At 70.9% G+C, this 1712-nt stretch carries 2 protein-coding genes; one reads left to right on the forward strand and one right to left on the reverse strand.

Annotated features, from left to right (window positions below; translation table 11 throughout):
* Positions 1-970, forward strand: a 970-nt coding sequence (locus tag ACFPZL_RS12930) for a peptidase C39 family protein (protein WP_382335774.1), incomplete at its 5' end; no start/stop codon positions are given.
* 575 nt (positions 971-1545) lie between these two features.
* On the opposite strand, the gene ACFPZL_RS12935 is transcribed toward ACFPZL_RS12930, so the two are convergent.
* A partial coding sequence (locus ACFPZL_RS12935; RefSeq protein ID WP_382335776.1) for a DUF3151 family protein occupies positions 1546-1712 on the reverse strand: 167 nt, incomplete at its 5' end.

Consider the following 1712-nt stretch of genomic DNA (forward strand, 5'->3'; position numbering starts at 1 on the left):
CCCGCACGCGGCCTACCGCAAGATCGTCGACGTCCTGGCGATCGACGCCGCGGCATTCCGCGCTGCCGTCGCCGCGGCGGCGGACGACGCCCCGACCGCCGTCGACGGATCCCGCCCGGCGCCCATCGTCGTGAAGTTCGAGGAGCATCCCGCACTCGCCCCGCTCGACGCCGAGCGCGAGGCGATGCTCGCGGACCTCGGTTTCGTCCGCGATCCGGATCCACTGCCCTCCGTGCCGAGCACCCGCCCCGGATCCGACGCATTCACCAGGTCCTGGTCGAAGTGGCTCGGCGCCGCACCCACCCGCCCTGCTCCCTACTACGGGCAGACCACCGACGTGACGTGCGGCGCCGTGACCGCCCTCATGTCGCTGGAACGCAGCGGCCTCGGCCGTCTCCGCCCCGACGACGCCGGCGGCGACGCATCCGACAACCAGAACCGCGAACTCGACTTCTGGCGGCGCGCCACCAATCTGCCCGCGTGCGAGCCGATCGGCCTGGCAGTGGCCACCGCCGGGGAGATCGGCACGACCGGGCTCACCCTCCGCACGCCTCGCGTGATCCTCAGCACCGAAGAGCTGGTCCTGCTCGAGGAGTGGAGGGACCAGCCGTTCGAGCGGCGCCTGCGCGAGCAGCTGCAGCACGACTCTCTGCGGCAGGCGGCGGAGCTCGGTGTCGAGATCGAACGGCGCTGGGTGCCGGTCGAGGAGATCCGGGATCTCGTCGTCGGGGGCGCCGACGTCTTCCTGCTGATCGCGCTCGCTCCCCTGATCGGCGACCCCGCCCCGCACTGGATCCTGGCGCACGACGTGATCGATGACGTGCTGATCGTCTCGGATCCGTGGGTCGAGGCCGAGCACGGCGAGAGCTGGGTGGATACGAGCGCCCTGCCGATCCCGCTCGCCGGCGTCGACCTCATCACGCGCTGGGGCGATCCCGCCTACCGCGGCGTGGTCGTCGTGCCGCGCTGATCGCGCTCGCGCCGGCGCCGTCAGGTCGCCCGGCCTGCGCGGCCTGCGCGGCCGCCGCGATCCTGATGGAATCCGGCGGGATCGGTCCGCGGCCGGCCGCAAGAGGCCTACCTGTCGGCCTCTATCGCGGCGATCGCCGCCGGATCCGCTGAGTCGACCGAATTGGTGCCCCGCTCCCGAGCCGCCGGGCCGTGTCAATAGTTCACGTACCTCTCCCGGTGACGCGCCTACGCTCTCCCCGCACTTCCGTTCCCGTGCATGCCTCGGTGAAAGGCGGAAAAAGGTTCTTCTGCGGGAGAATTTCCACCATTTCCCGCCTCTCGCAGGATGGGGGCGGGTGGGATTGGGCTTACCGGCGTTGGGCGACTCGTGCTGCAGCGAAGACCGGGGTTGCGGACTGGATCGAGCACCGCAGTCGCTCCCGACGCGGTCCGCACGCGACGCACGAACTCAACCATGCAGACAGCGCACGAACCTCGCCCGTGAGTGCCCCGCTACCCGAGAAACTTCCGCATAATCACGCCGATCCCGACACCCAGAACACCGGAATCAAAGAGAAGCGGTCAACTCGGGTCCTACGCCCCGGCCTCGATCGCGGCGATCGCCGTCGGATCCGCACCCTCGAGGAACTCGGTGAGACGCCGGACCTCGGCGTGCTCGCCGATCCTGTCGGCCGCGCGGCGCAGCGCGTAGAGCGCGCGCAGCACGCCGCGGTTCGGCTCGTGCGACCACGGCACGGGGC

Origin of the sequence: Leucobacter soli (assembly GCF_042659205.1) — a bacterium.
GTDB classification, from domain to species: domain Bacteria; phylum Actinomycetota; class Actinomycetes; order Actinomycetales; family Microbacteriaceae; genus Leucobacter; species Leucobacter soli.